The sequence below is a fragment of the Bradyrhizobium sp. USDA 3311 genome, assembly GCF_054062495.1.
The window spans coordinates 7,554,680-7,578,877 of the sequence record NZ_JBSSFI010000001.1; the positions used below are offsets into that span (position 1 = coordinate 7,554,680).

The window sequence follows — 24,198 nt, forward strand, 5'->3', positions numbered from 1 at the left end:
GAACGTTCGTCGTGTGCGGCTCCGGGCCTCCTATGCGAGCTTGACGTCGGGCTCCGCGCGACCGCGCGCGGATGCCTCCAATAAAAACGTGCAGCCGGCTTGCGGATCGGCAGCGCGTGCCGCCGCGTCCATATCCTGCCAGGCCGAGGTGACGAGGAGACGCGACAGGTCAGGGCCGACGAAGGCCGGGCAGCTCGCCTGCTTGGCCGGCACACTCAGCGAGCGCAGGCGCTCGCCCTGCGGAGAGTAGACGTCGATCCGGCTCGCGCCCCAGCACGCATTCCAGATCTGCCCGTCGGCATCGCACACCGAGCCGTCGAGGCCGCCGATGCCGGTGTGGCGGAGCAGCACCTCCGGCTCGCCGCGCGGCAATCCGGTCGCAGGATTGAGCGGGACGGCGTAGAGCACCGCGCGCGGGGTGTCGGTGAAGTAGCCGGTCGCGCCATCCGGCGAGAAGCAGATCGAGTTGGGAATGCTGATGCCGGGAAACAGCGTCGAGATCTTGCCGCGATGGAGCGCGTAGATCGCCCCTGCCCTCGGCTCGGCCTTCTTGCCCATGGTGCCGATCCAGAACGTGCCGGACTGGTGCACGCGGCAATCATTGGAGCGCGTCGTGGGATTGTCGGCGTCGAGCGGGCAGAACAGCGTCATCGCGCCGTCGGCGAGACTGCGGATATAGAGGCCGTCTTCCGCGACGATCAACTGCCGATCGGCATCGATGCGTCCGAGCGCGCTCGCCATCCGGCCGAGCGCGTGGAGGCGGATGCTGCCGCTGCCGAGATGCGCCTCGAACAGGCGTCCTTCGCGGATATCGAACCACCAGGCGGTATCGGTGGTCATGTCATAGGTCGGCCCTTCGCCGAGATGACATTGCTCGGCGGAGAGTACGGAGGTCGGCACTTCTTCCATCATGGCGCCCTCACTGCAAAGCGATAGACGGTGTGATGCCGGTAGACTTGGCCCGGATCGAGGCGCGGGCTCGGAAAGTCCGGCCGGTTCGGTGCATCAGGCCAGATGTGCGGCTCCAGGCACATGGCGTCCGATTGCCGGATCAGCTTGCCGCCCTTGCCCGAGATCGTGCCGTCGAGATAGTTGCCGGAATAGACCTGCAAGCCGGGCTGATTGGTGAGCAGCTCCATGACGCGCCCCGAGCGCGGCGCCTCCAGCCGCGCCGCGAGCGCAAGCTTGCCGTCACGGCCGAGGCAGTAGGTGTGGTCGTAACCCCTGCCGTTCTGCAATTGCCGATCGTTTTCGCGGATGCGCTCGCCCACGGCATGCGGGTTGCGGAAGTCGAACGGCGTGCCGGTCACCGCGCGCGGCGGCTCCGGCAACGGAATGGCGGTGGGATCGATCGCGAGGAAATGCTCGGCTGCGACCGTCAGTCTGTGGTCGAGAATGGACGTGCCTGATGTCGCGCCTTCGAGATTGAAGAAGCTGTGGTTGGTCAAATTGACGATGGTCGGCCGGTCCGTCCGCGCCTCCATCATCAGCGACAGCTCGGCGGGGCCGGTGACGCGATAGGTCAGGCGCACATCGAGCCGGCCCGGATAATTCTCCTCGCCGTGCGGGCTCGTATAGGTGAGCGTCACCGCGGGCTCGGCGCCCTCTTCGATCCCGGCGATCGCCCAGAGCTTGCGGTCGAACCCGTCGAGGCCGCCATGCAGCGCATTCGGGCCATTGTTGACGGGAAGCTGCACCGTCTCGCCGTCGAGCGAGAACTGTCCCCTGGCGATACGGTTGGCGTAGCGGCCGACGGTGGCACCCAGGAATTTTCGTTCGGCGAGATAGCCGGCGAAGGCGTCGTGGCCGAGCACGACATCGTCGTAGCCGCCCTTGGCGTCCGGCGCGATCAGCGCCTGGATCACCGCGCCATGGGTGATGATACGGGCTTCAAAGCCGCCCTCGCCGCGCAGCACGATGCGCTCGACATTGCGGCCGTCCGGCAGCGTTCCGAAGACGTCTTTTGTTATTTTTGAGCCAGCCATGTTCAGTCCACAAACGGTTCGACGATCGTGCGCCTGCCGAGCAGGAAAGAGTCGGCAACGAGACGCAACGGCGCCAGATCGACATCGCTTGCGCCGGTCGCCGCGAGTTCGACAAAGCGCCGGTACAGCTCGCGATATTCCTGATCGGGCGCCTCGGCAATGGCCTTGCCGTCGACAGCCATCCGACGCCCGCCGCCGGACAAATTCATCCGGCCCTGATCGGTTTCCACGAGGATATCCCAGCTCTGCGGCCCGGTCTGGCGGAAGTCGAATTCGGCGGTGACCGGCAGGCCGCCGATATCGGTCAGCGTCAGGTTCGCGGCAATCGGGGCCTGGCAGTTGGCCGGAAAGGCAAGCTCGGCCGCGGTGACGAACACCGGCTTGGGCAGGATGCGGGTCAGGATCGACAGCGCATTTATGCCGGGATCGAACACGCCGAGCCCGCCCGGCTCCCAGATCCAGGCTTGGCCGGGATGCCAGACGCGGACGTCTTCCTTCCAGTTGATGTGCACGGACTTGATCCGGCGTGTCGCCAGCCATTCGCGGGCCGGCTCGACCGCCGGCGCATAGCGCGAATGCCAGGTCGCGAACAGCGTGCGCCTGGCATCGGCCGCCATCGCGACCAGCGGATCGAGCTCGGCAACGCCGGTGCCGGGCGGCTTCTCCAGCATGACGTGCTTGCCGGCGGCGAGCGCCGTGGCGGCCTGGGCGCGCCGCACCTGCGGCGGCGTGCAGAGCGAGACCGCGTCGATCGCCGGGCCCTTCTCCAGCAGCTCTTCGATGGTGGCAAAATGCGGCAGCTCCGGCAGCGAAGCATTGCGACTGGCAACAGCCGCGAGCGTCGCGCCCGGTACCGCCGCGATCGCACCGACATGCTGGTCGCGCGCGATCTTGCCGAATCCGACGATGGCAATGCGAAGGTCGGTCACGCTTATTCTCCAGTATCGGCTGACGGCAGCACCTCGGCCGGGGCGGTCTCGATCACCGTGTCCTCGTGGCGGCTCATGCCGTTGTGAATGACAAAGACCATGGCCTCCGATGCCGCCTCGGCATCGCCGGCCGCGATCGCGTCGACGATCTTCTGATGCCAGAGCAGCACGGCGTCGCGGTCCTCCGGCTCGACCGGGGCGCTGAGCAGGAACGAGGCGCGCAAGGCGGCTTCGATGACATGCCCGATCGAGCGCATGAACAGATTGCCGGAGGCCCGCGCCACGGCAACGTGAAGCGCGAGGTCGGCATCGGCAAAGCCCACCGAGTCGGAGGCTTCACGCCGCATGCGCTCCATGCTGCGCCGGAGCTCGGCGACGTCCTCCTCGGACCGCTGCTTCGCTGCGAGCTCGGCCGCGCGCGGCTCGACCGCCAGACGGATCTCGGCGAGGTCGTTGAGGAAGCGCTTGTCGATGCCGGCGTCGAGATGCCAGGCCAGCACGTCGGCATCGAACATGTTCCAGGCCGCACGCTCGCGCACGACGGTGCCGACCCGGGCCTTGGTGGTGAGCAGGCCCTTGGCCACCAGCGTCTTCACGCTCTCCCGCAGCACCGGCCGCGACACGCCGAACATCGCGATCATCTCGGCATCGCCAGGCAGGCGTGTCCCCTCCGCGTAACGGCCGGCGATGATGTCGACGCCGATCGAGCGGGCCACCTCCGCGTGGTTGGAGTGGGCCCGGCGCGTCGGGATGACGACGATGCGCGAGGTCATGTGGCAGCTCCTGCGCTCTTGGCCACGGGCCGGCGCGCGAGCGCGACCAGCCCCTGCTGCAAGGCGATGAAGGCGAACAGTAGCACGCCGGTCGCGATCTTGGTCCACCAGCTCGACAGCGTCCCGTCGAAATTGATGTAGGTCTGGATCAGGCCCTGGATCAGCACGCCGAGGAAGGTGCCGATCACCGAGCCCTGCCCGCCCGTGAGCAGCGTGCCGCCGATCACGACGGCGGCGATGGTGTCGAGCTCGACGCCGACGGCGGACAGCGAGTAGCCGGCGCTGGTGTAGAAGGAGAAGACGATGCCGGCGATGCCTGCGAGCAGGCTCGACAGCATGTAGATCTTCACCGTCATCTTGCCGACCGCAACGCCCATCAGGCTTGCAGTGGTCCGGCTGCCGCCGAGCGCATAGACATTGGCGCCGAACCTCGTGAGATGCAGCAGCAAGGCGCCCCCGATCACGATCACGAGCATGATGATCGCAATCGCGGTCAGCCGCCCGCCGCCGGGCATCCGCAGGGCGAAGTCCGACACGGTGGAATAGACCGGCGCGGTGATCGGGACCGACTCCGTCGAGAGCAGGAAGCTCGCGCCGCGGGCCAGGAACATCCCCGCCAGCGTCACGATGAAAGGCGGCAGATCGAAGACATGGATGACCGCGCCCATCGCCGCACCGAACGCCGCCGAGAGCGCGAGGATGGCGACGAAGGCGACCAGCGGCGGCACGCCCCAGCGCTCGATCGCGAGCGCGACGAAGACGGTGGTGAAGCCGATCACCGAGCCGACCGACAGATCGATGCCGCCGGAGATGATGACGAAGGTCATGCCGGTCGCGACGATGCCGAGAAAGGCGTTGTCGGTGAGGAGATTGCCGACCACGCGGGTGGAGGCGATGTTGGGGAATTGCATGGCGCAGAGCGCGAAGCCCGCGACGAGCACGATGGCCGTGATCAGGACGGGCGGCAGGCCTTTCATGCTTTCGCCCTCCGCAGCCGCGCCGCGATACCGGCAAGCCCCGAGAATTTCGGCGATTGCAGCAGCAGAACCGCGAGCACGACCACCGCCTTGACCAGCAGATTGAACTCCGGCGGATAGCCGGACAGCAGGATCCCGGTGTTCATGGTCTGGATGATCAGCGCGCCGAGTACGGCCAGAACGAGGCTGAAGCGGCCGCCGAACAGCGAGGTGCCGCCGATCACCACGGCCAGGATCGCGTCGAGCTCGAGCCAGAGGCCGGCATTGTTGGCATCCGCGCCCATGATGTCGGCGGCCGCAATCACGCCGGCCAGCGCGGCGCAGACGCCGCACCAGACATAGACCGAAAGAATCATCGCGCGGGTGCCGACGCCGGCAAGCTCGCTCGCCCGCGCATTACCGCCGGTCGCCTCGATCAGAAGCCCGAGCGCCGAGCCGCGCACCACCGCGCCGGTGAGGATCAGCATGACCAAGGCGATCGCGACCGGAACCGGCAGGCCGAGGATGGCACCATTGCCGAGCCAGACCAGGTCGGGCGAGGAAAACGTCACAATACGCCCTTCGGTGATGAGCTGGGCGATGCCCCGCCCCGCCACCATCAGGATCAGCGTTGCCACGATCGGCTGCATGCCGAGCACGGCGACGAGAAAGCCGTTCCACAATCCGCAGACGAGGCCGGCGCCAAGCGCGGCCGCCAGCACGATCGGAAGCCCGTGGCTGTCGGCGAGGCTCGCCGCAATCGCGCCCGAGATCGCCATGATTGCGCCGACCGAGAGGTCGATGCCGCGCGTCGCGATCACCAGCACCATGCCGAGCGAGAGCAGCGCCACCGGCGTGCCGCGGTTGAGCACGTCGATCAGGCTGCCGAACAGACGGCCGTCCTGAAGGCGCAAATCGAAGAATTGCGGCGACACCACGCGGTCGACCGCGAGGATGACGATCAGTGCGAGGATCTGGGCAAGGCCGCGGCGCGGCAACAGCGCTATCATGCCCGCCCCTCATGCGCTGTGGCGGCGCCGTCGGCCGCGATGGCCGCGAGAATGTTGCCGACGTCGATCGCCTCGCCCGCGAGCTCCTCGATATGGGCGCGGTCGCGCAGCACCACGACCCGATCCGAATAGGTCACGATCTCGTCCAGCTCCGAGGAGATCACGAGCAGAGAGAGCCCGTCGTCGCAGAGGTCGCGGATCAGGCGGATGATCTCGGCATGCGCGCCGACGTCGATGCCGCGGGTCGGCTCGTCCAGCACCAGCAGCCGCGGCGAGGTCGCGAGCCAGCGCGCCAGCAGCACTTTTTGCTGATTGCCGCCGGAGAGCAGGCCCACCGGGCGCTCCGGATCGGACGGACGGATGTCCAGCATCCTGACGTAGCGGCGCGCGATCTCGTCCTGCTCGCGGCGCGACAGCGGCCGATGCAGCCCGCGTTTGGCCTGGAGCGCCAGCACGATGTTCTCGCGCACGCTGAGCTCGGCGACGATGCCGTCGGTCTTGCGTTCCTCCGGGCAATAGCCAAAGCCGTGGCGCACGCCGTCGCGCGGCGAGTGCAGCCGCACGGGCGCGCCTTCAACCTTCGCCTGCCCGCGATCGGCGCGCTCGGCGCCGAACACCAGCCGCGCCGTCTCGGTGCGACCCGAGCCGAGCAGGCCGGCGAGGCCGACGACCTCGCCATGGCGCAGCTCGAGATTGAACGGCGCGACATAGCCGGATTTGCCGTAATTCTCGAAGCTCGCGCAGATCTCGCGCGCCTGATGCTCGCGTGTCGCCGCCCGCGCGCCGGTGGTCTCGGCCAGTTCGCGGCCGAGCATCATGCGGATCAGCTCGATCCGCGGCAGCGAGGCGGTCTCGCGTTCGCCGACCAGGCGGCCGTTGCGCAAGACGGTGATGCGGTCGGAGATCTCGTAGACCTGGTCGAGGAAATGACTGACGAAGACGATGCCGATGCCGCGTTTCGCCAGTTGGCGCATGATGCCGAAGAGGATCTCGACCTCGTGACGGTCGAGACTCGCGGTCGGCTCGTCCAGGATCAGCACGCGCGCGGACAGATCCACGGCGCGCGCAATCGCGGTGACATGCTGCACGGCGACGGAATAGCTGCCGAGCGGCGCTGATACGTCGATGTCGAGGCCGAACTCCGCGAGCAGCGCTTTGGCGCGGCGGCGCATCTCGCCGTCGCGCACGATGCCGAAGCGCATCGGCTGGCGGTCGAGAAACAGGTTCTGCGCCACCGAGAGATTCGGCAGCAGATTGACCTCCTGGTAGACCGTAGCGATGCCGGCCTGAAGCGCGGCCTTGGCCGAGCGCGGCGCGACCTCCTCGCCGCCGAGCCTGACGATGCCGGCGTCGCGCGGGAATACGCCGGTGACGACCTTGATCAGCGTGGACTTGCCGGCGCCGTTCTCGCCGAGCAGCGCATGGATCTCGCCGGCGCGAAGCGTGAAGTCGACCTCCTGCAACGCACGCACAGCGCCGAAGCTCTTGCTGATCCCGCGCACCTCCAGAAGGGGCGGAGCAGGATCGGGGCTGTTCTCCATAACGACGTCACTCCCACCGGCGTCCGCTGATGCTGCGGACACCCAGCCTATTCGTTCGCGCAGCGGTGCCGAAGGGGGTGCCGGACCACAAATGGGCGGTCCGGCACGGCGCCCGCCTCAGTAACCGAGGCCCTTCTTGCTGTCGTAGATCTTCTGCGGATCATCGGCCGCGGTATAGAGCTTGGACTCGGTCTGGATCCACTTGGGCGGAACGGTGCCCTTGTCCTTGAAGGCCGCGATGGCATCGAGTGCGGGGCCCGCCATGTTCGGCGTCAGCTCGACCGTGGCATTGGCTTCGCCGGCGGCCATGGCCTTGAAGATATCGGGAACCGCGTCGATCGAGACGGTGAGGATCTCCTTGCCGGGCTTGAGGCCGGCTTCCTTCATCGCCTGGATCGCGCCGACCATCATGTCGTCGTTGTGCGCGTAGACCGCGCAGATCGACTTGCCGCCGCCTTCGGCCTTGATGAAGCTCTCCATCACTTCCTTGCCCTTGGCGCGGGTGAAGTCGCCGGTCTGGCTGCGCACCACTTTCAGGTTCGCGTGCTTGGCGATGGCAGTGTCAAAACCCTTCTTGCGGTTGGCAGCGACGCTGGCGCCGACCGTGCCCTGCAATTCGACGATGTTGCAGGCCTTGCCGCCGACGGTCTTGGCCAGCCAGTCGCCGGCGACCTCGCCTTCGTGCACGCTGTCCGACGTGACGGCGGTGAGATAGAGTTCCTTGCCGGAGGGATCGATGTCGCGGTCGAGCAGCACGACCGGGATCTTGGCCTCCTTGGCTTCCTTCAGCACCGAGTCCCAGCCGGTCGAGACGACGGGCGCGAGGAAGATCGCATCGACGTTCTGCGCGATGAAGGAGCGGATCGCCTTGATCTGGTTCTCCTGCTTCTGCTGGGCGTCGGCGATCTTGAGATTGACCTTGCGCTTGGCGGCCTCCTGCTTGGAGACCGAGGTCTCGGCCGCGCGCCAGCCGGATTCCGATCCGATCTGCGAGAAGCCGATGGTGAGCTCGGCGGCATTCGCCGGCAGCGCGAGCAGCAACGCGGCCGTGGCGCTGGCTGCAAAGAGGGCTTTGAGGATCATCAGGCGTGTCTCCCAAGAAGCGATCTTGTGTTTATCTCAGGCGCCGATTGGTAGCATAGCACCTGCGGACCGTCCTTTGCGGGCGGCGGGAGGCACTATTTCACGGAAGATCGGTTCCGACTAGTCATATTATCTGACTATTTGGAGGAAACCGCCCGTTGGCGGACTGGGTGGCTCTATGACACACCCAGCGCGATTTTGTTCCAGCGATGCAACGAGGAGATGAAGGGGCGCTCCCTCGCCCCGCTTGCGGGGAGCGGGTTGGGGTGAGGGCGCTCGCAATGACGATGTGTGGAGCTCGGCATAGGTCGACCAAATCGACTCGCGGAGACTCCCCCTCACCCGGAATTCGCGCTTCGCGCAAATTCCGGCCTCTCCCCGCAAGCAGGGAGAGGCGAAAAAGAAGCTAGATCAGCTTCCGCTGCGCGAGGTTCTTCATCAGCGCACTGAAGCCGAAGGTCCACGGCTCGCACTCGTCGCTGGTGCGCATGCGGTTGACCAGCTTGCCGAGCTGGGGCGCGGCGATGGTGACGATATCGTCGCGCTTGTGAGTGAAGCCCTGCCCCGGCGCATCGCGATCCTTGACCGGCGCGAACATGGTGCCGAGGAACAGCACGAAGCCGTCAGGGTATTGATGGACCTTGCCGATGGTCTGCTCGACGAGGTCGGTCGGATCGCGGCTGATCTTGCTGATCGAGGAATGGCCGTCGAGGACGAAGCCATCGGTGCCCTTCACGTTCAGGCTGATGTCGAGCTTGCGCGCATCGTCGAGCGAGAACGTCTCGTCGAACAGGCGCAGCAGCGGGCCGATCGCGCAGGAGGCGTTGTTGTCCTTGGCCTTCGACAGCAAGAGCGCCGAGCGTCCTTCGAAGTCGCGCAGATTGACGTCGTTGCCGAGCGAGCCGCCGACGATCTTGCCGCGGCTCGACACGAACAGCACGAGCTCCGGCTCGGGGTTGTTCCAGGTGGACTTCGGATGCAGGCCGGCGTCCATGCCGGTGCCGACCGAGGACAGGGTCGGTGCCTTGGTGAAGACCTCGGCATCGGGACCGATGCCGACCTCGAGATACTGGCTCCAGGCGTTCTGATCGATCAGCACCTGCTTCAGGTGCATCGCCTGGTCCGAGCCCGGCTTGAGCTTTGACAGATCGTCGCCGATCAGCCGCGTCACCTCTTTCCGGATCGCTTCGGCCGAGGCCGGATTGCCCTTGGCGCGCTCCTCGATGACGCGCTCCAGCATCGAGATCGCGAAGGTGACGCCGGCCGCCTTCAGGGTCTGGAGATCGACCGGCGCGAGCAGCCACGGCTTCTTGGGGTCACGTCCATCGGGGGCCGTATTGGCCACGATGGCGTCGAGATCGCCGATGCGCTCACCCCTGGTCGCGGCGAGCGCCTTGGCCGGATTGTCCTCTTCGCAAAGCGCGCTGACGGTCGGAAATTTGGCGGTGACGTCGAAGACACCGTCGCCGCGCACGGCGACCACGGCCGGACCATTGACCTGCGGCAGCCAGACGCGGCCGACGAGTGTTCCCCGCGTGCCGTCCTCGGGGAGAAGGTCTTTGACTGTCAGTGTGGTCATGGCCGGCGTCCTCGCTGCTTCTAAGGATCGGCCGCGTTTACAGCCGCCGATCCCGTTGGCGAAGACCAATAAACGTCTGGCAGGGGAAGTCCAGACCGGCCGCGAAGACCCGCTATGCCCCTGCCCGCGCCTCTATGCGCCTGCGCGCGCTTTGCGGGCCGCGATCTGCTGGAGTGCCCAGCGCGCGTTCTTGCGGACATCAGGGTCGGCATCGTCGGCAATGACGGCGAGAAACGCCTCGCCGTCGGGATGGGCGATCTCGCCGAGCGCGGCGGCCGCCTCTTTCCGCAAATTGGCCTGGTCATGGTTGATGCAATTGCCGATCGGGCGCACCGCGCGCTCGATCTTCATCCTGCCGAGGCTGCGGATCGCCTTCAGCCGCACCTGCCAGAATTCGTCGCCAAGCGAAGCCACGAGCTGGTCTGCGGCGAGCGAGCCGTTGACGTTGAGGCCCAGCGTTTCGGCCGCCATCTCGCGCACCATCCAATCGCTGTCCTTCAGCGCGCGCGTGATCGTCTCGGCGGCCGGCTTCATCTGCGAGAACGCCAGCGCACTCACGGCGGCGCGGCGCACATGGGCATCAGGGTCGTTGATCAGCGCGGTCAGCGCCGGGATGGATTCTTCCAGCTTGAGGAAGCCGATCACGCCGATCGCCTGCACGCGCACGGCGGCGTCCGTGTCCTGGAGCGCTTCCAGCGCCGGCTTCAGCGTGTCCTTGCAGCGCAATTCCTTCAGCGCGCGCAGCGCGCCCATGCGGACGAAGGCGTGGGCGTGCTTGACCAGCGGCAGGATGATTCCGGCACAGGCCGGATCCTTGAACTCGGCCATGCTGTCGGCCGCAGCCGATGCCACGATCCTTTCAGGGTCGACAAGCAATTTCACCAACGCGCTCGCGGCTTCCGGCCCGTCGAACTCGCCGAGCGCCATGGCGACCTGCTGGCGCACGCCGGCATCAGGGTCGGCCACCATGTTGGCGAGATGCGCAACGGCCGCGGGATCGCCGGAATGACCGAGCGCGATGATGGCGACGCGGCGCTCCGCGGGATCGGCGGCCTGAAGCCGCTCGTCGGCGTCTTCGAGGTCGTCATAGGATTCGAAGGGGCTCGACATGATCACCTCAGCAGATAGGGAATGTTGACGGTGACGGCGCCGGTCGGGCAATCCGCTTCGCAGGGCATGCAGTACCAGCACTCGTCATAGGCCATGTAGGCCTTGTTGGTCATCTCGCTGATGCGGAGCACGTCGAGCGGGCAGACGTCGACGCAGACGGTGCAGCCCTTGTCCGCGATGCATTTGGCGTCGTCGACGACCACCGGAACCGATGTCTGATAGGACGCGAGAGGCATTGGATGTCTCCTGTTGCTTTGGTGCAGTGGATCAGGCGGAGGCGCGGATGCGCTGCTTGTCGTAGAGGTCCTTCTCGTCGTCGGCGATCGGCACGACGTACGGCTCCACGGCACGTTTCTCGCTGGTCATCTTGCCGTCCTGCTTGGAGAGCAGCGTGTGGCAGAACCAGTTCTCGTTGTCCTTCTCCGGGAAATCGGTGCGCCAGTGATAGAGACCCCAGCGGCTCTCCTCGCGATACAGCGAGGCGTGCACCGCCATGTCGGCGCAGTCCATGATCGACTGCACCTCTAGGGCGCGGAGCAATTCGTGGGCGTTGCGCGCGATCATGTGCTCCTGCATGTCCTGCCGCGTCTCGGCGAGGCGGCGCATGCCGAGCTCGTACTTGCGCGTCACCTTTGGCGGCTGGAGATAGTCGTTGACGAGGCGGCGGGTCTTGTACTCGACCTGGTTCGGCGGAATGCCGTCCTCCCGCCTGGTCGGCGCCATCACGCGGTCGCGCTCCAGCGCGACATCGGCGGCGTCGAACTCCGCAAAGTCGTGGCTGTCGGCGAACTCCATCGCGTCGATGCCGGCGACCGAGCCGTTGGTGAAGGCGCCGAGCATGTAGTTGTGCGGCACGCTCGCCATGTCGCCGGCGGCGTAGAGGCCGGGCACGGTGGTGCGGGCATTGTCGTCGACGAACACGCCGGAGGCGCTGTGGCCGGAGCAGAAGCCGATCTCGGAGATGTGCATCTCGATCGATTCGCTGCGGTAGTCGACGCCGCGTCCCTGCTGGAACAGGCCGCGCGTCGGACGCTCGACCTTGTGCAGCGTGGATTCGATCTCCGAGATGGTGTCGGGGTGAAGATGCTTGAGCTGGAGGAACACCGGCCCCTTGCCGGACAAGAGCTCATTGTAGAACTCCAGCATCATCTGGCCGGACCAGTAGTCGCATTCGATGAAACGCGAGCCTTCGTTGTTGGCGGTGAAGGCGCCGAAGGGACCGGCGACATAGGCGCAGGCCGGGCCGTTATAGTCCTTGATCAGCGGATTGATCTGATAGCATTCGAGGTTCGCGAGTGCCGCGCCGGCGTGATAGGCCATGGAATAGCCGTCGCCGGAATTGGCGGCGTTCTCATAGGTGCCGAACATGTAGCCGGAGGTCGGCAGACCGAGGCGGCCGGCGGCGCCCATGCACAGGATCACCGCCTTGGCCTTGATGACCAGCATTTCGGCCGTTCGCGTGTTGACGGAGATCGCGCCGGCGATGCGGCCATCAGACGATTTCAGCAGCCGCGTCGCCATGTAGCGGTTGGAGATCAGGATGCGGGCACGGCGGAGCTGACGGTACAGCGCCTTCTTCACGGTCTCGCCGTTCGGCATCGGCAGCACATAGGTGCCGATGTGATGCACCTTCTTGACGGCGTAGTCGCCGTTCTCGTTCTTCAGGAAGCGGATGCCGAAACTGTCGAGCTCTTCTATGATCTTGTAGCAGTTCTGCGCGTATTTATAGACCGCCTTCTGGTCGACGATGCCGTCATTGGCGATGGTGATTTCCTTGGTGTACTGCTCCGGCGTCGCGTAACCGGGGATGACCGCGTTGTTCAGCCCGTCCATGCCCATGGAGATCGCGCCGGAGCGCTTGACGTTCGCCTTCTCGAGCAAAACGACATTGGCCTTCGGATTCTTCAGCTTCGCCTTGAGCGCCGCCATCGGGCCGGCCGTGCCTCCGCCGATGACCAGCACATCGCAGGAAACCTCCGAAAGTCCGTCGACGATCTGATCTAGTGCCATCGCTTGCTCCTGGTTCGCCGATAGCCGGCGCCTTTGCATCAGATTTGTTCAGGCGACGTTCCGGCGATAGCAATTAGTTGTCGCCGGGCCGCGATTTGCGCCTCAGCGCTCGACAAAGGCCTTTTCGATCACGAAATGGCCGGGCTGGCTGTGATTGCCCTCGACAAAGCCGCGCGCCGAAAACATCGCAGGGAGTTCCTCCAGCATCGCCGGGCTGCCGCACAGCATGATGCGGTCGGTCTCGATATCGAGGCCCGGCAGCCCGATGTCGTCGAACAGCTGGTTCGAGGCGATCAGATCGGTGATGCGGCCGCGGTTCCTGAATGGCTCGCGGGTCACGGTCGGGTAGTAGACGAGCTTGTCGCGGATCAGGGGACCGAAGAATTCGTGGTCGCGCAGGCCTTCGACGAGGTGCTCGCCATAGGCGAGCTCGGAGACGTGGCGGCAGCCATGGGCGAGCACGATGGTCTCGTAATTCTCGTAGACATCGGGATCCTTGATCAGGCTGGCGAACGGCGCGAGTCCCGTGCCGGTCGAGAGCAGCAGCAGGCGTTTCCCCGGAATGAGGTTGCCGGTGATCAGCGTGCCCGTCGCCTTGCGGCCGACCAGGATGATGTCGCCTTCCCTGATCTTCTGGAGGCGCGAGGTCAGCGGGCCGTCCTGAACCTTGATCGAGAAGAACTCGAGCGCCTCCTCGTGATTGGCGCTCGCCATGCTGTAGGCCCGCATCAACGGCTTGCCCTCGACCTCCAGGCCGATCATGGCGAACTGGCCGTTCTGGAAGCGGAAGCCCGGATCGCGGGTCGCGGTGAAGCTGAACAGGGACTCGGTCCAGTGGCGGACCGACAACACCGTTTCCCTCTGAAATGCGCTCATGGTCTCTCCTTGGCCATCGACGACGCCCAAGGTTTCGGAGCGAGGAGAGTCCGGCAATTCGTAAGTGAAATTTCCGGTCGATTAGTTTCACATTTCGCGGGCGGTGACTGAAGAGCAGGCAGCGAAGGTCAGGCGAGCGCACGCGCGCTGGCAATTAGTTGCTATCGCAGTGGCGTCACAACGACGTAGAGAGGAGTCGGAGGTTCGTCATGACCATGACTTTGGTGGCACCGACCGTAGCCGACTACGAAGCCAGCGCCGATCTCGCCGCGCTCCTCGTCCGCACCACGCAGGACGATGCGTTGAGCCTGCCCGCCGAACAGCTTCGCCTCTCCTGCAAATGCGCCCATTGCACCCGCGCCCGCTTCGACGGCCGCTTCCCCGACCGCTTTCCGGGCATCGCCATCACCGAGATCGGCGATCTCGGTTACGGGCTCAACATCTCGTTTTCGGATGGGCATAACCGGGGGATTTACCCCAAGCCGTATCTGCTGAGCCTGGCGGGGCGCTGACCCATCGATGTCGTCCTGGCGAAAGCCGGGACCCATTACCCCAAGAGCAAGTTGCAAAAGCGGGCTGTGGCAACATGGCCGCGCAACAACGCACACGTGTGGTAATGGGTCCTGGATCAGCGCTCCGCTTCGCTCGCTTGTCCAGGACGACGATGTTGGTGAGGCACGCTAGCCAAGCCACAAATTCCGCTGTCATTCACCGCGAAGGCGGGGAATCCAGTACGCCGCGGCCTCTCGATAACCCATTGACGCCTCTGGAATACTGGATCGCCCGGTCAAGCCGGGCGATGACAGCGGAGTGAATCTGGCACGGACATTGCTCCTCATTAGAACGACTTGAACGTTCCGGAGGCAGGTGATGTTGCAGGCGGCCAATGTGGTTCGCGGGGCTGTTCCCCCGGCAGTCCGGCCTGCCGGAAGCTCCTCGCTGCTGCTCACCGAGAACCAGCAATGGATCGGCGGACCGCCGGCGCTGATGGACAAGCTGACGCCGCGCGAGCGGGAGCTGGTGCTGAAGCAGGGTCGCCGCAAGGTGCTCAACCGCGGCCAGACGCTGTTCAGCCAGGGCGGCAAGCATGACGGCATCTGGCTGATCGAGAGCGGCCGCATCCGCGTGTTCTACACCTCCCCGCTCGGACGCGAGATCACGCTGGCCTATTGGCATGTCGGCAATTTCGTCGGCGGGCCGGAGGTGTTCGAAGGCACCGTGCATCAATGGTCCGGCGTCGCATCCAGCAATTGCAGCGTGGTGCACCTTCCCGGAAAGGAACTGCGGTCCCTTGCCGCAGAGATCCCGAACCTTGCGATCGGCCTGATCGAAGGTCTCACCTTCAAGGGCAAATGCTATTCCGCGCTGGCGCAGATGCTGGGAACGCGCTCGATCACCCAGCGCCTTGCGCATCTCTTGCTGCATCTCGTCGAGCTCTACGGCGTCGAGGATGCGGACGGCCGGGTGATCGCGGCCGCCTTCACCCATGCCGACATCGCCCACATGGTCGGCGCCACCAGGCAATGGGTGACGATCAGCCTGAAGCGCATGCAGGAGAAGGGAATCGTCGTGACCAAGCGCTCGCAGATCGTGGTGTGCCGGACCGACGTGCTGGAGGAGATGCGCGGCCAGGCGTCCGATTTAGGGAGCCCGCGACCACGGCCGCTGCACAGGCAAGCGGCTTTATAGTGCAGGACTGCCCAAGGAGTATGCAATCAGCTTTTCCCGGCAACTAATCGACTGCGGCGCTCATTCCGGATTTGCCCTGTCCAGGCCCTCACCCAATCATGGCAACCACAGCACATCCAACCGAATGAGGATGAGAATGGTCCGCCATCTTCCCACGCTCTCGATCGCGATGTCGGTGACGTCGCTGGCGCTGATCCTCGCGCAGCCGGCTTCGGCGGAAACCGTGACGCTCGGCATCGGAACGCAGGACACCACGACCAACACGGTGACCGCCGGCGTCGTGATCCGCCAGCTTCATCTCCTCGAAAAATACCTGCCGAAGGACGGCAAGTACGCCAACATCAAGTTCGAGCTGGAGTGGCAGAACTTCACCTCCGGCCCGCCCGTCACCAACGCGATGATGGCGAACAAGCTGCAGATCGGCATGATGGGCGACTATCCGCTGATCGTGAACGGCTTCACCTTCGAGAGCAATCCGGAGAGCAAGAGCCGCCTGATCGGCATCGCCGCCTACAGCCTGTCCGGCTCCGGCAACGGCCTCGTCGTCCACAAGGACTCGCCCTACTACGACCTTGCCGATCTCAAGGGCAAGCTGGTCAGCGTGCCGTTCGGCTCCGCCGCGCACGGCATGGTGCTAAAGGCGATGCAGGACCGCGGCTACGCATCCGACTTCTTCCAGCTCGTCAGCCAGAGCCCGGAGGTCGGCTCGACCAATCTCCAGGAAAAGAAGATCGACGCGCATGCCGACTTCGTCCCCTTCGCCGAGTTGCTGCCATTCCGTGGCTTCGCACGAAAGATCTTCGACGGCGTCGAGACCAATCTGCCGACCTTCCACGGCATCGTGGTGCGTACGGACTTCGCTGAAAAATATCCCGAGGTCGTCGTCGCCTACTTCAAGGCGCTGATCGCCGCCAATCAGTGGCTGCGCGACGATCCCAAGCTTGCCGCCGAAAAGATCCAGGAGTGGACCGGCATCAACAAGGAGGTCGTCTATATCTTCCTCGGCCCCAGCGGCAACATGACCACAGATCCGACGATCAAGCCGGCGCTGATCGATGCCGCCACGACCGACGTCAAGGTGCTCCAGAACCTCGGCCGCATGAAGGAGTTCGATCCGAAGAAATGGGTCGACGACAGCTACATCCGCAAGGCCTATGCCGAAATGAAGCTCGACTACGATGCGCAGCTTGCGAGCACCAAGAACTACGAAATCACGGGCGAAGACAGCTTCTGCAAGAAGCCAATCACCGATCCGCGCAAGGCCGGCGAGGTCTGGGTGGATGAAGCCGGCATCCTGCCGTTCGCGTCCGCGGCCTGCACGGTAGGCGCCTATGCCGACTTCAAGGCCAAGGGCAAGAAGATCAACGTCGCCTACGTCTTCGACACCACGCGCGGCATCAAGCTGTTCGCCGACCAGGCCTTCTTCGCGGTCGGCAATGGCGACGTCGCGCCGTTCCTGCTGAAGAAGGATGCCGAAGCCCATGCCGCCAAGATCGGCGGCAAGGTGCTCGGCTTCGACGACGCGGTGAAGGCGGCGGTCGGCGGAGGCAAGACGTGAGCAGTCCCGCCCTCGTCAGACAGTCCGAGGACAGCATGCCGGCAACAGCAGTCGCGGAGGCAGGCCCGGCGCCCGCCGCACCGCCCAAGACACCGCCCTCCTTCGGCACGCTCGCGCTGCGCTGGTATCGTCTCAACCAGGGCCGGCTGCGCGCGACCGCGATCGGCATCGCCTCGCTGATCGCGTTCCTGCTGGTCTGGCACCTGCTCACGACCTACCGCGTCGTGTTCTTCGTGCGCTTCACCAACGTGCCCTCGCCGCTCGCGGTCTATGCCAGCTTCACCAAGGCGATCCACGATCCCAAGTTCCTGATGCACATCGTGCTCAGCTGCCGGCGCATCTTCATCGGCTTCTCGCTCGCGGCCATCGTCGGCGTGCCGCTCGGCCTGATCATGGGCCGTTTCAAGCTGGTCCACGAGATCATCTTCCCGGTCGCCGAGGTGCTGCGGCCGATCCCGGCGATCGCCTGGGTGCCGATGGCGATCATGCTGTGGCCGACCAACGAGCAGAGCATCGTCTTCATCACTTTCCTCGGCTCGTTCTTTCCGATCCTGGTCAACACGCTGCACGGCATGTCGCTGGTCGATCCGGTGCTGGTGCGCGCCGCGCAGTGTCTCGGCGCGCGCGAACGCTCGATCTTCCGCGAGGTGTATTTCCCGGCCTCGCTGCCGCACATCTTCACCGGCCTCACAGTCGGCATGGGCGTCGCCTGGGTGTCGCTGATCGCCGCCGAGATGATCTCGGGCCAATACGGCATCGGCTACTTCACCTGGGAAGCCTATTCGCTGGTCCAGTATGCCGACATCGCGCTCGGCATGATCGCGATCGGCGTGCTCGGCCTCGGATCGAGCCTGCTCATCAGGGGCGCGGGACAATTGGTGATGCCGTGGAGGTTGACATGAGCGAGATGCTCGCGAACCCGTCGAAGGGCCATATCGAAGTCCGGAACTTCTCGCTCAGCTATGACAGCATCGAGGGACCGGTTCAGGCCGTCACCGATACGCAGATCGATGTGAAGCCCGGCGAGTTCGTCTCGATCGTCGGTCCCTCGGGCTGCGGAAAGTCGACGCTGCTCAACGCGGTCGCGGGATTCCTCAAGCCCACCACAGGCATCGTCACCGTCGACGGCGAGCGCGTCAACGGCCCCAGCGCCGAGCGCGGCATGGTGTTCCAGCAATATTCGCTGTTTCCCTGGAAGACGGTGCGGGAGAACGTCGAGTTCGGCCTGAAGATGCGCGGCATGCCGCGTTCCCAGCGTGAGCGGGCCGCGCGCACGCTGCTCGGGCTTGCCGGGTTGGAGGCCTTCGAGAAGCATTATCCGGAAAAACTCTCCGGCGGCATGAAGCAGCGCGTCGGCATCGTCCGTGCGCTCGCGACGGGACCGAAGGTGCTGCTGCTGGACGAGCCGTTCGGCGCGCTCGACGCGCAGACCCGCGTCATCATGCAGCAGATCCTCACCAATATGTGGCAGCGGCTGAAGATCTCGGTGCTGTTCGTCACTCACGACATCGACGAGGCGATCTTCCTGTCCGACCGCGTCTACTGCATGACCGCCCGCCCCGGCTCGATCAAGGCGGAGATTGCGATCCCGCTGGAGCGGCCGCGGCAGCAAGCGATGATGATGTCGTCGGAGTTCTTGGGCCTGCGCCGCGGGCTGATGTCGCTGATCCGCGAGGAAAGCCTGAAGGCGATGGGCGGCGAGATCACCGACATGGGCATGCAGGGGCTCAACATCGAGCTGCACGGGCATTCGCTGGCAGATGTGATTTAGGCGCAGCTAGCGCTCTTACTTCCCTTCTCCCCTTGTGGGAGAAGGTGGCGCGAAGCGCCGGATGAGGGGTTCTATCCGCGAATGACACCGTGAGAGAAGTACTCGTGGAGACAACCCCTCACCCGTCTCGCCGCTTTCGCGGCGAGCCACCCTCTCCCACAAGGGGAGAGGGTCAGCACCGCCATCGCGGCAAGATCACTTAAACCAATGCACCAGCGCGATGCTGATGCCGAGCAGCAGCATCAGCGACAGCGTCACCGCAGCCGTCACCCGTCCGCCGACATTGGCGAGCACGCGGACGTCGACGCCGAGGCCCAGCGCCGCCATCGACACCACCGTCAAAAAGCTGGTGATCTTGGTCACCGGTCCGACCACCGTGCTAGGGACGATCTCCAGCGAGCGCAGCGTCGCCAGCGCGAGGAAGCCGAGGATGAACCACGGGACCAGGCGGAAGAAGCCGACATTGGTCTTCTTGGCGTCGCTCTGCCAACGCGAGGCGACCAGCGACAGGCCGACGACGACCGGTCCGAGCATCAGCACACGCATCAATTTCACCAGCGTGCCGATCTGCGTCGAGACGAGCCCGGCCGGCACCGTCGCCGCGAGCACCTGCGGCACCGCATAGACGGTGAGGCCCGCGAGAATCCCGTATTGCGTAGCGGAGAGTTGCAGCAGCGGGATCAGCAACGGCAGGCCGAGCACCATCATCACGCCGAGGATCGCCGTGAAGGAGATCGAGGACGCGATCTCGTCGTTGTTGGCGCCGATGATCGGCGCCACGGCCGCGATCGCGGAATTGCCGCAGATCGAGTTGCCGCAGGCGATCAGGATCGACAGCCGCGTCGACAGGCCGAGCAGCCGGCTGAGGCCGAAGGAGACGCAGAGCGCGATGACGACGACCGCGGCGATCGATGCGAGCAGCGCGATGCCCGAGGCGGCGATGGCCGCGAAGCTGATCGAGGCTCCGAGCAGCATGACTGCGACTTCAAGCAGCTGTTTTGCGCTGAAGGCGATGCCGGCCTGCCAGCGCGGCGCGGGCTTCCAGAAGCTGCGCAAGGCCATGCCGAGCAGGATCGCCATCACCAGCGCCTCGACATAGGGATGCTCGAACACGCCCAGTTCCGCCCGCTCCAGCAGGGCGGAGACGCCGGCGACGGCAATGCAGAGGAGGATGCCCGGAATCAGCGCCGCAATGCGGCTTATGGCGGTGGCCGGCTTGGCATCGGCCGGGCTGGATGCTTGATTCTGCGACACAAATCTCTCCCAGAGGAGAAAGATTTATACGCAGCACGATCCAATTGGGAAATAAGTTTTCGACATATCAGGGCCGAGGGAAGTTCTGTCCTCGACCCGGAATAAACCGGCTCAGAAGATCAGGTTTTTGGCCAGCGAGGCGACGCGGCTGAAGCCGTCATAGATGCCCGGCTCAAAGAAGGCCGCGCGCGCCAGCACGATGCCCGCGACCAGCGACCAGAACAGCGTGGTACCGGCCCGCAACAGGAGCTTCGAGGCGCGCGACTTGGGCTGGGTGTCCGTCGCGGACACCAGCTGCTCGCCGAAGGGTTCAAATCGAGTGCGTTCCATAGCTTGCGCCAATCCATCAAATTCTGAACGGAATGTCGTCGTTTCGGCCCCAAACGGCAATGGAAGCGATTGGCGTTTTTGCGCCTCGACGGGGAAACTCCTTCCGTCGGACACCCCCGGGACAATAGTTTTCTTCTTCCGGCCTATTTGGACACCGGCGCCCAGGCTAAAGGGCCAGATAACGCCGCCGGATCGCCTCGTTGGCCTTCAGCTCGTCGATTCCGGCGGCATAGACGATCTGGCCCTTGTCGATCACCGTGGCATGGCTCGCCAGGCCAAGGCAGAAATGCATGTTCTGCTCGGCGATCAGCACGGTCGAGCCCAGCTGGCGGAGCTGGCGCAAAAGCTCGCCGATCCGCTGCACGATGATCGGCGCGAGCCCTTCGCTGGGCTCATCGAGCAGCAGCAGCGCCGGATTGCCCATCAGCGTGCGCGCGATCGCCAGCATCTGCTGCTCACCGCCCGACAGGCGTCCGGCGATGCGATGGCGCAGCGGCTCCAGCAGCGGGAAGACTTCATAGATGCGCTTGATCGGCCACTCGTCCTGGCCTTCCGGCCCCTTCTTGCGACCGATGACGAGATTGTCCTCGACCGTGTGCTCCGGGAAGATCTGGCGGTCCTCCGGCACGAAGCCGAGCCCGGCGCGGGCGATATGGTGCGGCTTCCGGCCTGATATCACCGCGCCGCGCAGGCTGACCCTGCCCCGCCGCGGCGGCGCCAGACCCATGATCGCCTTCATGGTCGTCGACTTGCCGGCGCCATTGCGGCCGAGCAGCGCCATGGTCTCACCCTGCCGCACCGAGAGACCGACGCCGAACAGAATCTGGCTGGTGCCGTAATAGACGTCGAGATCGGCGACTTCGATGATGGCTGCGCTCATGCGGCCGCTCCCGCATGTTCGGTGCCGAGATAGGCCTCGATCACGGCGCTGTTGTTGCGGATCTCGTCCGGCGTGCCGGTGGCCAGGATGCGGCCATAGCAAAGCACGACGATCTTCGGCGCGATCTTGAACACGATGTCCATGTCGTGCTCGATGAACACGACAGTGATCTTTTGCGTCTCCCAGAGCTCGCGCACCTTGTCGATCATGCGCCAGCGCTCCTCCGGGCCCATGCCGGCGGTCGGCTCGTCCAGCAGCAGCACCTTTGGTTCGAGCACGAGCGCCAGCGCGATGTCGAGCAGCTTCTGATCGCCATGCGACAGCGTCGCCGCGGTGCGGTTGCGCTTGCCGGACAGGCCTAACAGCTCCATCACATGCTCGGCGCGATCGCGCGTCTCGGACAAAGGAAACCGCTTGTGCAGCACTGCGGAGGTGCGCTGGTCGGCGCTGACCGCGGCAAGCATGGTTTCCTGCACCGTCAGCGATTTGAAGATGCTGGCGACCTGGAAAGCGCGGCCGATGCCGTGGCGCACGATCTCCGGCGGCGAACGCCCGGCGAGATCGACGCCGTCGAGCAGGACCTCGCCGGAATCCGGCCTCAAGGCGCCGGTGATCAGGTTGAAGAAGGTGCTCTTGCCGGCGCCGTTCGGGCCGATCACGGCGGTGAGCGAGCCATCGGGGAAGTCGAGCGTGACGTCGTTGGTCGCCTTCACGCCGCCAAAGGACTTTGCGAGGTTGCGGATCTCGAGCATCGCTAGCGCCCCTCGCCTGTCTCGCGCCGTTGTCTGGCATTGTCATTCCGGGATGGTCCGTCAGGACCAGACCCGGAATCTCGAGGTTCCGGGTTCGCACTTCGTGCGCCCCGGAATGACTGCCCGATGGATACACCTGACATCGCTAGCGTCCCTCGCCGGCGTCGCGCCGGTGTGCGAACCATTCGGCGACGAAATCGAGCAGGCCTTTGCGCAGGCCCAGTGCGAAGAACAGGATGACCACGCCGAGCACGATGCCGTGGTACTCGGTGTACCGCGTCACGGTGTCATTGAGCAGCAGCAGCAGCACGGTGCCGACCATCGGCCCCAGGAAGGTCGAGACGCCGCCGAGCATGTTGATGAAGATGGCTTCGCCCGAAATGGTCCAATAGGCGAATTCCGGATAGGCGCCGGAGACGAACAGCGCCATCACCATGCCGCCCATCGCCGCGAACAGCGCCGCCAGCACGAACACGGTGAGCTTTGCGCGCCAGACATCGATGCCGAGGAAGCTCGCGCGCGCGGCGTTGTCGCGGATCATGCGCAGCGTGTAGCCGAACGGCGATTGCGCGATCTGGCGCATCGCGAGCAGGCCAAGGACGAGGAGCGCGCAGCTCGTGACATAGAGATGGACGTGGTTCGACAGATCGATGCCGAGGAACGCGGGACGCGGGATGCCGCCGCGCAGGCCCTGGTCACCACCGGTGAAGGACGCCCAGGACAGGATGGTCGAGTGGATCAGCATCTGGAACGCCAGCGTGACGAAGGCAAAGTAGATCTCCTTCAGCCGCACGCAGATCGCGCCGATCACGGCGGCGATGAGCGCCGTGATCACCAGCGTCGCGACGAAGGCGACCGGAATGGGCAGGCCAAGCTTCTGCATAATCAGGCCGAAACTGTAGGCGCCAAGGCCGAAGAACATGCCGTGGCCGAACGAGGTCAGCCCGGTGTAGCCGACCAGGAGGTTGAGCGAGGTCGCGAACAGGCCGTAAGCCGAGCACCGGATGACGAAGTCGAGCAGCGCCTTGCTGCCGGTGAAAAGCGGCAGGCTCGCCAGCACGGCGAAGGCGATCAGCGCGATCAGAACGTCGCGATAGCGGTGAACCGCCGCGCCGCTGCGCACCGGCGCCAGCGCTTGCGCGCGTCCGACCTCCAGCTCGGTCATGCCGCCTCCTTGCCGAACAGGCCGGTGGGTTTTGAGACCAGCACGATCACCATGAACAGGTACATCAGGCCTTCCGTGAACAGGGGAAAGCCGAGCGAGCCGAACGAGCGGATCAGGCCGATCAGCAGCGCGCCGATCAGCGCGCCCAGGATCGAGCCCATGCCGCCGATCACGGTGACGATGAAGGATTCGATCAGCACCGAAAATCCCATGCCGGGGGTCAGCGACCGCACCGGCGCCGCGAGCGCACCCGCAAGCCCCGCCAGCATGCCGCCGAGCGCGAACACGCCGCCATAGATCAGGCCGGTGTTGATGCCGAGCGCCGACACCATGCCGGGATTGTGCGCGGCGGCGCGGATCACCTTGCCAATGCGGCTGCGCGACAGCCCAATGCCGAGCACGATGGCCGCGACGAGCGCGACGCCGATCAGCAGCAGGTAATAAGGCGGCACCACGCCGCCGGCGATGAACAGCGGCATCACCTGGAACGCCGCGGGCATGCCCATCGACTTGAACTCGGGGCCCCAGATGATGCGCACGACATCATCGAAGATCAGCACGAAGGCGTAGCAGACGAGGAGCTGCATCAAGACGTCGGCGCCATAGACGCGACTCATGAAGACGCGCTCGAAGATCAGGCCGAGGATGGCGGTGCCGCCCGCACCGGCCAGCATCGCCAGCGCAAAGCTGTCGGTGAGATGATAGGCCGTCATCGCGAAATAGGCGCCGAACATGTAGAAGGCGCCGTGGCTGAAATTGACGACCTTGAGCACACCGAAGATCAGCGTCAGCCCGACCGCGACCAGAAACAGCAGCATGCCGATGATGAGGCCGCTGGTGGTTTGCGTCACCAGACAGGCGGAGCTGGAGAGGCAGCCGGCAAGCGCGTCGAGATCCACGGGAGCACTTTCATTGCAGCGCGCCGGACCTGGCGCGGAGAATCAAAC

24 protein-coding genes are annotated in these 24,198 nt (G+C 65.2%); 5 read left to right on the plus strand and 19 right to left on the minus strand.

Going from position 1 to position 24,198, the window contains the following annotated elements:
- Positions 1-30: 30 nt before the first annotated feature.
- From ACVWW6_RS36170 to ACVWW6_RS36230, 13 genes are all read right to left on the minus strand, one after another.
- Positions 31-909: an SMP-30/gluconolactonase/LRE family protein gene (locus ACVWW6_RS36170; RefSeq protein ID WP_456683221.1), complete on the minus strand. Its 879-nt coding sequence runs from the start codon at positions 907-909 to the stop codon at positions 31-33.
- The gene (locus ACVWW6_RS36175; protein ID WP_456682429.1) at positions 909-1,985 is read right to left on the minus strand and encodes an aldose epimerase family protein; all 1,077 of its coding nucleotides are present in this window, start codon (positions 1,983-1,985) and stop codon (positions 909-911) included. The genes ACVWW6_RS36170 and ACVWW6_RS36175 overlap by 1 nt, the downstream gene beginning before the upstream one ends.
- Positions 1,986-1,987: 2 nt before the next feature.
- Positions 1,988-2,914, minus strand: coding sequence for a Gfo/Idh/MocA family protein (locus ACVWW6_RS36180; protein ID WP_011085989.1), 927 nt, complete (start codon positions 2,912-2,914; stop codon positions 1,988-1,990).
- A 2-nt stretch (positions 2,915-2,916) separates the two neighbouring features.
- On the minus strand, positions 2,917-3,687 hold the full coding sequence (locus tag ACVWW6_RS36185; RefSeq protein ID WP_011085988.1) for a FadR/GntR family transcriptional regulator: 771 nt from the start codon (positions 3,685-3,687) through the stop codon (positions 2,917-2,919).
- Positions 3,684-4,664 (minus strand): galactofuranose ABC transporter, permease protein YjfF, encoded by a 981-nt coding sequence (gene yjfF / locus ACVWW6_RS36190; RefSeq protein ID WP_011085987.1) that lies wholly within the window; start codon positions 4,662-4,664, stop codon positions 3,684-3,686. The genes ACVWW6_RS36185 and yjfF overlap by 4 nt, the downstream gene beginning before the upstream one ends.
- Complete coding sequence (locus ACVWW6_RS36195; protein ID WP_011085986.1) at positions 4,661-5,653, minus strand: ABC transporter permease; 993 nt, start codon at positions 5,651-5,653, stop codon at positions 4,661-4,663. Before ACVWW6_RS36195 ends, yjfF begins: the two co-directional genes overlap by 4 nt.
- Entirely contained in the window at positions 5,650-7,194 is a 1,545-nt protein-coding gene (locus ACVWW6_RS36200) for a sugar ABC transporter ATP-binding protein (protein WP_038966054.1), read from the minus strand. The genes ACVWW6_RS36195 and ACVWW6_RS36200 overlap by 4 nt, the downstream gene beginning before the upstream one ends.
- Positions 7,195-7,311: 117 nt before the next feature.
- Positions 7,312-8,277, minus strand: coding sequence for a galactofuranose ABC transporter, galactofuranose-binding protein YtfQ (ytfQ, locus tag ACVWW6_RS36205; protein ID WP_011085984.1), 966 nt, complete (start codon positions 8,275-8,277; stop codon positions 7,312-7,314).
- 406 nt (positions 8,278-8,683) lie between these two features.
- Positions 8,684-9,856 (minus strand): fumarylacetoacetate hydrolase family protein, encoded by a 1,173-nt coding sequence (locus ACVWW6_RS36210; RefSeq protein WP_456682430.1) that lies wholly within the window; start codon positions 9,854-9,856, stop codon positions 8,684-8,686.
- A gap of 132 nt (positions 9,857-9,988) precedes the next feature.
- Positions 9,989-10,966 carry a HEAT repeat domain-containing protein gene (locus ACVWW6_RS36215; RefSeq protein WP_161535700.1) on the minus strand — a complete coding sequence of 326 codons (978 nt, stop codon included), beginning with the start codon at positions 10,964-10,966 and terminating at the stop codon, positions 9,989-9,991.
- A gap of 2 nt (positions 10,967-10,968) precedes the next feature.
- A complete protein-coding gene (locus tag ACVWW6_RS36220) occupies positions 10,969-11,202 on the minus strand; it encodes a 4Fe-4S dicluster domain-containing protein (protein WP_011085981.1) in 234 nt (77 codons plus the stop codon).
- Positions 11,203-11,233: 31 nt separating this feature from the next.
- A complete protein-coding gene (locus ACVWW6_RS36225; protein ID WP_161535701.1) occupies positions 11,234-12,976 on the minus strand; it encodes a fumarate reductase/succinate dehydrogenase flavoprotein subunit in 1,743 nt (580 codons plus the stop codon).
- Positions 12,977-13,078: 102 nt separating this feature from the next.
- Positions 13,079-13,852, minus strand: a complete 774-nt coding sequence (locus ACVWW6_RS36230; RefSeq protein ID WP_456682431.1) for a ferredoxin--NADP reductase — start codon at positions 13,850-13,852, stop codon at positions 13,079-13,081.
- A gap of 215 nt (positions 13,853-14,067) precedes the next feature.
- Between ACVWW6_RS36230 and ACVWW6_RS36235 the strand changes: the two genes are divergently transcribed.
- The 5 genes from ACVWW6_RS36235 to ACVWW6_RS36255 all read left to right on the plus strand — a co-directional run bounded on the left by ACVWW6_RS36235 (position 14,068) and on the right by ACVWW6_RS36255 (position 18,870).
- Entirely contained in the window at positions 14,068-14,364 is a 297-nt protein-coding gene (locus tag ACVWW6_RS36235) for a gamma-butyrobetaine hydroxylase-like domain-containing protein (protein WP_028172181.1), read from the plus strand.
- Positions 14,365-14,722: 358 nt separating this feature from the next.
- On the plus strand, positions 14,723-15,541 hold the full coding sequence (locus ACVWW6_RS36240; protein ID WP_456682432.1) for a Crp/Fnr family transcriptional regulator: 819 nt from the start codon (positions 14,723-14,725) through the stop codon (positions 15,539-15,541).
- 136 nt (positions 15,542-15,677) lie between these two features.
- Positions 15,678-17,099, plus strand: coding sequence for an ABC transporter substrate-binding protein (locus ACVWW6_RS36245; protein ID WP_456682433.1), 1,422 nt, complete (start codon positions 15,678-15,680; stop codon positions 17,097-17,099).
- A complete protein-coding gene (locus tag ACVWW6_RS36250; RefSeq protein WP_456682434.1) occupies positions 17,096-18,001 on the plus strand; it encodes an ABC transporter permease in 906 nt (301 codons plus the stop codon). The genes ACVWW6_RS36245 and ACVWW6_RS36250 overlap by 4 nt, the downstream gene beginning before the upstream one ends.
- On the plus strand, positions 17,998-18,870 hold the full coding sequence (locus ACVWW6_RS36255; RefSeq protein WP_456682435.1) for an ABC transporter ATP-binding protein: 873 nt from the start codon (positions 17,998-18,000) through the stop codon (positions 18,868-18,870). Before ACVWW6_RS36250 ends, ACVWW6_RS36255 begins: the two co-directional genes overlap by 4 nt.
- A gap of 195 nt (positions 18,871-19,065) precedes the next feature.
- Here ACVWW6_RS36255 and ACVWW6_RS36260 read toward each other — a convergent pair whose 3' ends face one another.
- The 6 genes from ACVWW6_RS36260 to ACVWW6_RS36285 form a co-directional block, all read right to left on the minus strand.
- Positions 19,066-20,124 (minus strand): YeiH family protein, encoded by a 1,059-nt coding sequence (locus ACVWW6_RS36260; protein ID WP_011085973.1) that lies wholly within the window; start codon positions 20,122-20,124, stop codon positions 19,066-19,068.
- 111 nt (positions 20,125-20,235) lie between these two features.
- Positions 20,236-20,415 (minus strand): hypothetical protein, encoded by a 180-nt coding sequence (locus ACVWW6_RS36265; protein WP_232585903.1) that lies wholly within the window; start codon positions 20,413-20,415, stop codon positions 20,236-20,238.
- Between the two features lie 205 nt (positions 20,416-20,620).
- Positions 20,621-21,334 (minus strand): ABC transporter ATP-binding protein, encoded by a 714-nt coding sequence (locus ACVWW6_RS36270; protein ID WP_011085971.1) that lies wholly within the window; start codon positions 21,332-21,334, stop codon positions 20,621-20,623.
- Positions 21,331-22,086, minus strand: a complete 756-nt coding sequence (locus ACVWW6_RS36275) for an ABC transporter ATP-binding protein (protein ID WP_456682436.1) — start codon at positions 22,084-22,086, stop codon at positions 21,331-21,333. The genes ACVWW6_RS36270 and ACVWW6_RS36275 overlap by 4 nt, the downstream gene beginning before the upstream one ends.
- 145 nt (positions 22,087-22,231) lie before the next feature.
- Positions 22,232-23,251, minus strand: a complete 1,020-nt coding sequence (locus ACVWW6_RS36280) for a branched-chain amino acid ABC transporter permease (protein ID WP_456682437.1) — start codon at positions 23,249-23,251, stop codon at positions 22,232-22,234.
- Positions 23,248-24,150, minus strand: a complete 903-nt coding sequence (locus ACVWW6_RS36285; RefSeq protein WP_011085968.1) for a branched-chain amino acid ABC transporter permease — start codon at positions 24,148-24,150, stop codon at positions 23,248-23,250. Before ACVWW6_RS36285 ends, ACVWW6_RS36280 begins: the two co-directional genes overlap by 4 nt.
- Positions 24,151-24,198: the final 48 nt, after the last annotated feature.